The following is a 5,720-nucleotide window of genomic DNA, read 5'->3' as shown; positions in this document are numbered from 1 at the left end:
CTCACCACCAGTGATCGCCCACGGTCACCACCCGTTCGTACCCTGTCTGCATGGGACTTCTGGATCTCGCCGCCGGGCACCCGACCTCGACCCCACACGAGCAGGCGCTCGCTCACGCCGCGAACGGTGTCGCAATCTACTGGCGACCGGGCTGCCCGTTCACGGCGCGCCTGCGCCTGGCGGTCCGTTCCCGGCGCGACCGGGCCCGCTGGGTCAACATCTGGGAGGACGACGCGGGTCGTGCCTTCGTCGCGGGCATCAACCACGGGAACGAGACGGTGCCCACGGTGGTGATCGACGGCATCCCCCACACCAACCCCGACCCCTCGGTCGTGAAGGCCGCGCTGTCGCGCTGACCCACGCGCGGCAAGAACCGCATCACCCTGGGTGCGACCGCCCGATCCGGTCAACGACCCCTGGTGGCGGAGCGCGCCTCCCACTCGACCTCACCGTCGAGGATGCGCGCCGTCGGCACCAGTCCCAGGCGGGCCGCGACCCGCTGCGACGCCACGTGGTCAGGGTGCACGTGCGCGATGACCCGCTCGACCCCGCAGGCGTCGACGAACTCCACGACGGCCGACGCGGCATCCGAGGCGATCCCCCGGCCCTGCCACGGCACCCCGACGACCCAGGCGAGCTCGGCGACCGAGTCGTCACCGTTGACGGTGGCCTGCACGTAGCCGACGGGTTCGTCGCCGTCGACCAGCCGGATGATCCACGTGTGCCAGGCGAACACGGCGCCGCGCGGACCGGCCACCTGACGGGCGTACCGCGCCTCGAGGTCAGCCCGCGACGGCGGTGAGCCGCCGATGAACTCGTACAGGCCGGCATCCGCGAGAACGTGCTCCATCGGTGCGGCGTGGGTGGTCGAGAGCGGCTCCAGACGCACACCGCGGCCCCGCAGGTGCGGGGTGCTGCTCACCGCGCGGAGACCTCGTGCACGAGCTCGACGACGCGGGTGAGCACGTCGGGGTCGGTGTCGGGCAGCACGCCGTGGCCGAGGTTGACGATGTGCCCGGGTGCCGCGCGCCCCTCCTCGACGATGGCGCGCACGCGTCGCTCGAGGGGCTCCCACGGGGCGAAGAGCAGGGCCGGGTCGAGGTTGCCCTGAACCGCGTAGCGCCCGCCGAGCCTCTCGATGGCGTCGGTGAGCGAGACGCGGTAGTCGACACCGACGACGTCGGCGCCGGCCTCGCCCATGAGCGGCAGCAGCTCACCGGTGCCGACACCGAAGTGGATGCGCGGCACGTCGAGGTCGGCCACCGCGGCGAGGGCCTTCGCCGAGTGCGGCATGACGGATGCCGTGTAGTCGGCCTTGCTGAGGGCCCCGGCCCACGAGTCGAACAGCTGCACGACCGAGGCTCCGGCCTGCGCCTGCACGCGAAGGAACGTGCCGGAGATCTGCGCGAGCTGGGCACACAGGTCGTGCCAGAGCTGCGGGTCACCGTGCATGAGCGCCTTGGTGTGCTCGTGGTTCTTCGACGGGCCGCCCTCGACGAGGTAGGACGCGAGGGTGAACGGCGCCCCGGCGAAGCCGATGAGGGGGGTACCACCGAGCTCGGCGGTCAACAGGCGCACGGACTCGGCGATGTCCGGGATGTCCTCGGGGGTGAGGTCGCGCAGCTGGGCGAGGTCGGCCCGCGTGCGGATCGGCTGGGCGATGACCGGCCCGACCCCGGCGACGATGTCGAGGTCGACACCGATCGCGGAGAGGGGGACGACGATGTCGGAGAAGAAGATCGCGGCATCCACGCCGTGGCGGCGCACCGGCTGGAGGGTGATCTCGGTGACGAGGTCGGGCCGCCGGCACGACTCGAGCATGCCGACGCCGCGCCGCACCTCGCGGTACTCGGGGAGCGAGCGCCCGGCCTGTCGCATGAACCACACCGGCGCGTTCGGGACGGACTGCCCCCGCGCGGCCCGAACGAGAACCGAGTCCTTGGGGTCGGCGGCGGGGCGGCTGTCGCTGCTCTGGTCAGCGGTGCGGGAATCGGGACGTCGGTCGTCGGCGGTGCGGGAGTCGGCAGTCACGATCAGTGATTCTCCCACCCTGGTCAGAGCGCGATGACGACGGCACCCGCCACGGCCATCGCGGACCCGAGCACCTGGATGGGTCGCAGCCGTTCCTTGACCACGGCCCACGCGAGCACCGCGGTGACGACGGGGTAGAGCGAGCCGAGCACGGCGGCGACGCTGACCTCACCGCGCGAGGACGCCACGGCGAACAGGGCGTTGGCCAGCAGGTCACCGCAGCCGACGGCCAGCAACGCCGGCAGCTCCACGGGCCGCACCCCGCCGACGCTGCGCAGGCAGAGCGCCACGACGATCAGCACGGTCACCGACGTGGCCCGCATCCCCCACAACGTCATGAGGGTCGACTCGCGCGCTCCCCGGTCGAGGAAGAACAGGGCCAGGCCGAAGCAGAAGGCCGCGACCACAGCCAGCACCACGGGCCTGGCGGACACCGCTCCGCTGACCTCCGGCCCCGAGGCCAGGGTGACGCCGACGATGGCCACCACCATTCCGACCCAGGCCCAGGCGGATGGCTGCTCACCGGACGCGACGCCCAGGGCAACCGGGACGATCACGCCCAGTGCGGCGATCGGCGCGACGACTCCCATGGTCCCGGTGGACAGGGCCGTGTAGAAGCTGACGAGTCCGGTCGTCCCGGCAAGACCGGCGGCGAGCGCCCAGAGTGGCCAGCCCTGCCAGGACACGTCGCCACGCAGGAGCACGACGGCGCTGATGACGAGGAACCCCAGCCCCTGTGACCAGCCGACCACCGCGATGGCCGGGCGGCGTCCGCTGAGGAGCCCGCCGAAGAAGTCAGCGGTCCCCCACGCGACGGAGGACCCGAGGGCCAGGAGGGCGAGCACCGCTCGAATGTAGCCGCGCGAGCCCTGGTCAGTGCTCGCGACAGCCCTGCCCGTGCTCGTGGTCGCCCGTCTCCTCGCGGCGTGCCTGACGGGCGCCGGGGCCGGATCGGCATACATTGCAGGCGTGTCCAGCCGCAGCGTCTCCGGTCGGGAGTCCCCGGAGTTCTCCCGCGCCCTCAAGGATCTCCACCGGGTGCGCTTGCGCCCCGAGATCCGACTCACCGAGGTCCCGGCGCCCCAGCGCATAGCGCCGTATGCCGTCGCGCTCACCGCTGATGTCGTCGACCCTCGTGACACCGACGACGACCTCGCCTCCGGCCGGTTCGTGCTGCTGCACGACCCCAGCTCCCCCGAGCCGTGGGGCGGGCAGTGGCGTGCAGTGACCTTTGCCCGGGCCGAGCTCGAACCCGAGCTGGCGACTGACCCGGTGCTCGGCGAGGTGGGGTGGAGCTGGCTCATCGACGCGCTCGCGATCCGTGGCGTCGAGTACACGGCCGAGGCGGGCACGGTGACACGGGTCGTCTCGCAGAGCTTCGCCGGCCTGGCCGACCGCCCCGCGAGTGTCGAGATGGAGGTGCGCGCGTCCTGGACCCCACTCGGCCCGGAGGTCGGAGACCACCTGCTGGCATGGTCCGACCTGCTGTGCACCATCGCGGGTCTGCCGCCCCTTCCCGAGGGCGTCGTCGCCCTCCCCGGACCCCGCCGCTGACGGACACCAGCGACAGACACCACTGACGGACACCACGGACCGATGATCACCGAGACCACGACGCCACCCCCGCCAGGGGACCAGCACGACGGAAGTTCCGGCAACCACCGCGCCCCCGAGGCCGCGCCCGTCACCCTGGTGCCGCTCATCGAGCCGTCCGGTGGTGTGCCGCACGTCGTCGAGACCGAGCGCGAGCTCGCCCGGGCCGCGAAGACCATCGCTGCCGGTGAGGGGCCGGTCGGCATCGACGCCGAACGCGCGTCCGGCTACCGCTACGGGCAGCGCGCCTACCTCGTTCAGGTGCGTCGAGAGGGTGCGGGCACCTGGCTGATCGATCCGATGGGCTGCCCTGACCTCAGTCCCCTGGGTGAGGCGATCGGTGCTGCCGAGTGGATCCTGCACGCCGCCACCCAGGACCTTGCCTGCCTGGCCGAGGTCGGGCTGCGACCGGTGCAGCTCTTCGACACCGAGCTGGCCGGGCGGATCCTCGGGCTGCCTCGCGTCGGGCTGGCTGCCGTGGTCGAGCACTACCTCGGGCTGGGCCTGGCCAAGGAGCACTCCGCCGTCGACTGGTCGACCCGGCCGCTGCCCGAGCCGTGGTTGCGCTACGCCGCCCTCGACGTCGAGGTGCTCGACGAACTACGCAACCTCATGGGGGTCGACCTCGCCGCGCAGGGCAAGGCCGAGTGGGCACGCCAGGAGTTCGCCGCGCTGCTGCAGTGGGCCCCCACCGAGCGGGTCGACCCGTGGCGGCGGACGTCGGGGATCAACACGCTGCGTTCACGGCGGTCCGTGGCCATCGTCCGCGAGCTCTGGTACACCCGCGACGACATCGCCAGGGAGCGGGACACCTCGATCGGGCGGGTGCTGCCCGATGCCGCGCTCGTCGAGATCGCCAAGGCCGTGCCCGCCACCACCGCTGACCTGCCGCGCGGGCACCGGGCCATCGCCCGCTACGGCCGGCACTGGGTCGATGCGGTGCGACGAGCCATGGAGATCCCCGAGGACGACCTGCCGCCGCGCACCCTGCCCTCTGACGGCCCGCCACCGCCGCGCGTGTGGGCGGAGAAGAACCCGTTGGCGGCCGATCGCCTCGGTGCCACCCGGGCAGCGCTCACCGCGTTCGCGGAGGAGCGGGTCATCCCCGTCGAGAACGTCTGCTCCCCCGACCCGTTGCGGCGCGTGGTCTGGCAGCCCCCGTCCGAACCGGACGAGGCCGCCTTCACCCGGGCCCTTCTCGACCAGGGGGTGCGGGCCTGGCAGGCCGAGATCGTCGCCCCGATGCTCGTGGCCGCGTTCGCCCAGTTCCCGGGCTGACCCGCCACGCCGGATGCCGATGCTCCTCAGGGACGCCGGCGATCCCGGGATCGCCGAGAAGTCACCTCCGCGTGACGTCTCTCACCCCGCCAGCCCTCCCGTACTAAGCGCTCGCTTAGTACGCTGACGGGGCCGCGCCCGGCATCCGGGTGCACCATGTCCGCCGTGACCCAGGAGGCCACCGCCGTGCCCCGTACCCTCCAGGAAGTCGTCTTCGTCGACGGCGTCCGCACCCCGTTCGGCAAAGCCGGCGAGAAGGGCATCTACGCCCAGACCCGCGCCGACGACCTCGTCATCAAGTGCATGCGTGAACTGCTGCGACGCCACCCCGAACTGCCCAAGGAACGGGTCGAAGAGGTCGCGATCGCCGCCACCACGCAGATCGGCGACCAGGGGTTGACGCTGGGTCGCCTGGCCGGCCTGCTCGCGGGCCTGCCCAAGACCACCCCGGGCTACTCGGTCGACCGCATGTGCGCCGGTGCGATGACCGCCGTCACGAACGTGGCCTCCTCGATCGGTTTCGGGGCCGTCGACGTCGCCATCGCCGGTGGAGTCGAGCACATGGGCCGCCACCCCATGGGTGAGGGCATCGACCCGAACCCGCGGATCATCGGCGAGCGGATCGTCGACGAGTCGGCGCTCGTCATGGGCAAGACCGCCGAGAACCTGCACGACCGCTTCCCGCACCTCACCAAGGAGCGGTGCGACGCGTACGCCGTCAACAGCCAGCGCAAGCTCGCCGCGGCCTACGCCGCCGGGAAGGTGCAGCCCGACCTCGTGCCGGTGGCCACCCGCCACGTCGAGAAGGGTTGGGGCCT

The 5,720-nt window shown here is 72.3% G+C and carries 7 protein-coding genes; 4 read left to right on the top strand and 3 right to left on the bottom strand.

The genetic code is table 11. The annotated features are described in order from the left end of the window. The first annotated feature begins 50 nt into the window (after window positions 1-50). The gene (locus PLL68_RS11960; RefSeq protein WP_324534361.1) at window positions 51-356 is read left to right on the top strand and encodes a glutaredoxin domain-containing protein; all 306 of its coding nucleotides are present in this window, start codon (window positions 51-53) and stop codon (window positions 354-356) included. Window positions 357-406: 50 nt separating this feature from the next. Here PLL68_RS11960 and PLL68_RS11955 read toward each other — a convergent pair whose 3' ends face one another. From PLL68_RS11955 to PLL68_RS11945, 3 genes are read right to left on the bottom strand one after another with little or no spacing between them, the layout of a single operon-like run. After that, on the bottom strand, window positions 407-922 hold the full coding sequence (locus PLL68_RS11955; RefSeq protein ID WP_324534359.1) for a GNAT family N-acetyltransferase: 516 nt from the start codon (window positions 920-922) through the stop codon (window positions 407-409). Then, the gene (hemE, locus tag PLL68_RS11950) at window positions 919-2,031 is read right to left on the bottom strand and encodes a uroporphyrinogen decarboxylase (RefSeq protein ID WP_324534356.1); all 1,113 of its coding nucleotides are present in this window, start codon (window positions 2,029-2,031) and stop codon (window positions 919-921) included. The genes PLL68_RS11955 and hemE overlap by 4 nt, the downstream gene beginning before the upstream one ends. Window positions 2,032-2,054: 23 nt before the next feature. Continuing rightward, on the bottom strand, window positions 2,055-2,876 hold the full coding sequence (locus PLL68_RS11945; RefSeq protein ID WP_324534354.1) for a DMT family transporter: 822 nt from the start codon (window positions 2,874-2,876) through the stop codon (window positions 2,055-2,057). A gap of 124 nt (window positions 2,877-3,000) precedes the next feature. Between PLL68_RS11945 and PLL68_RS11940 the strand changes: the two genes are divergently transcribed. The 3 genes from PLL68_RS11940 to PLL68_RS11930 all read left to right on the top strand — a co-directional run. After that, complete coding sequence (locus tag PLL68_RS11940; protein WP_324534352.1) at window positions 3,001-3,585, top strand: DUF3000 domain-containing protein; 585 nt, start codon at window positions 3,001-3,003, stop codon at window positions 3,583-3,585. Between the two features lie 42 nt (window positions 3,586-3,627). Next, window positions 3,628-4,902, top strand: coding sequence for an HRDC domain-containing protein (locus tag PLL68_RS11935; protein WP_324534350.1), 1,275 nt, complete (start codon window positions 3,628-3,630; stop codon window positions 4,900-4,902). Window positions 4,903-5,058: 156 nt separating this feature from the next. Continuing rightward, window positions 5,059-5,720: thiolase family protein (locus PLL68_RS11930; RefSeq protein WP_502910702.1), on the top strand; the 662-nt coding region annotated here is incomplete at its 3' end.

This window comes from Ornithinibacter sp., from assembly GCF_035443565.1.
GTDB lineage: Bacteria > Actinomycetota > Actinomycetes > Actinomycetales > Dermatophilaceae > Fodinibacter.
This window is presented reverse-complemented; position numbering and strand designations above follow the sequence as displayed.

Bases quoted from the DNA above. Each gene is read 5' to 3' on its own strand.
- PLL68_RS11935 (WP_324534350.1), top strand. From the start codon at position 3,628: ATGATCACCGAGACCACGACGCCACCCCCGCCAGGGGACCAGCACGAC.
- PLL68_RS11960 (WP_324534361.1), top strand. From the start codon at position 51: ATGGGACTTCTGGATCTCGCCGCCGGGCACCCGACCTCGACCCCACAC.